Origin of the sequence: Streptomyces sp. NPDC102451 (genome assembly GCF_044765485.1) — a bacterium.
GTDB lineage: Bacteria > Actinomycetota > Actinomycetes > Streptomycetales > Streptomycetaceae > Streptomyces.
In genome coordinates this window covers 1-1,428 of the sequence record NZ_JBIWKD010000057.1, presented here as the reverse complement: position 1 = coordinate 1,428, position 1,428 = coordinate 1, and the positions used below count along the sequence as shown (strand labels likewise).

The 1,428-nt window shown below is 62.0% G+C and carries 2 protein-coding genes; both read right to left on the bottom strand.

Going from position 1 to position 1,428, the window contains the following annotated elements:
• Positions 1 to 338 precede the first annotated feature (338 nt).
• Positions 339 to 986, bottom strand: coding sequence for a hypothetical protein (locus ACIRD8_RS37835; RefSeq protein ID WP_404002333.1), 648 nt, complete (start codon positions 984 to 986; stop codon positions 339 to 341).
• Positions 987 to 988: 2 nt separating this feature from the next.
• Positions 989 to 1,428: hypothetical protein (locus tag ACIRD8_RS37830; protein ID WP_404002330.1), on the bottom strand; the 440-nt coding region annotated here is incomplete at its 5' end.

Here is a 1,428-nt window from a genome sequence, read left to right as displayed (position 1 = left end):
GGTTCGATGCTGGTCATAAGGGGTGCTTCTCCTACCGTGCCCTCTCAGGCTAACCCGACAAGACGGGATGTCTCACCCAAGGCTGATAGAGAGGGGGACGCAACTGAAGGCCGCTGCCTTCCGGCCCGGCTGTGGTGAACTGCTTGAGCAGGACCTGCGAGACGAGGTGCTGCCGGCGTATCTGCGTTGCCTTCACCCTCATGATTCTGGCAAGGTCCGGGCGCATGGGCCAACGGTTTCCCGAAGTCAGAATGGGTTTGCGCTGTCCCACGACACGACACCCACCCTCTGTGTATCGCGGCGGCAGCTCCGGCACTTCGAGGCGTAGGAAGGCTGGGTCAGGCGGAGCGGTGCTGAGGGTCGGCGTCCTGCGCTTCGGCGAAAGTGCCGTAGTCGGTGGACCGGTCGAGGAAAGTGAAATCCATGTCTCCAGCGGTGAAGCGGCTCGTGTAGTAGTGACCCGAGGCGACCTTGGGAGACAGACCGGTGACCGCTATACGGCAAGCACCCTCGTGCCGAGGACTACGGTGCTGATGCTCGACACGAGGTCTGTTCTCGTAGAGGAACCCGATTTCGCACGTACTGGAGTTCTCGGGGGCATTGAGAGTGGCGTTGCTGGAGTGGGAGGTGCTTTCCGCGGTGCGGAGCATCGCGTGCAGGCTCCAGAACGTCTGCTCGATGGTCATGTATGTCGTGATCGGGCCCCGGTTACCCCCTTCGGGGATGTGGCTGTCGGGGCTGGGGGACAACACAACACGCCATGTCCCCGTGGCCCATGGGCGGCCAGTAAGACGGTGGATACCAGGCCAATGCCAGGCCCATTTGTCGAAGGCGAGTACGCCATAGCCGACGACAGATGGGACGTAGGCGAACAGGTAGCGAAACTCGGACGGGTACAGGCCCAAGGCCACTAGTACGCCGGTGTAGATCGTGGTGGCGATGGTGGCGATGGTGGCGCCGGTCCGAAGGGCGGTGGCCTGGTTCATCCTCAGCCTCCGTAATTCAGGTAGCGCCAGCCGTGGAGGATCAGGTCCAGGGCATCCTGCTCCCTCCACTTCTGCTCCGAACCAAAGAGCATCTTGATCTCGTTTGGTTCCTGCATGAGCTGGCGTTCGGTGGCTGAGTCGAGCTGTCGGTAGACCTCAGCCAAGCTCGCGCTGACGGCGTCATCGAGGTCCCCGTTCAAGAAGACGGGATTGGGCACGTTGTAGATCAGGCACTCGGAGAAGTAGGAGGGCAGGGCCTCGATGACGCCCTGGGCTGTGAGGTCGTTCTCCACGTTCTTCAGCACTCGCACAACGAACTTGTATCGCTGGTGGGTCGCGGTGTTCTTTGAAGTGACCCCTTCGATGCCGACACCTGAACGGCAGGTCGCGTGGCGGCCTGCGGGTGGAAGTGGTCTGCCATGGCTCGTGGCAAGCAGTTCCC

What these genes read in the sequence shown, in the direction of transcription:
- ACIRD8_RS37835 (WP_404002333.1), bottom strand. Translation starts at nt 986, where the DNA reads ATGAACCAGGCCACCGCCCTTCGGACCGGCGCCACCATCGCCACCATC.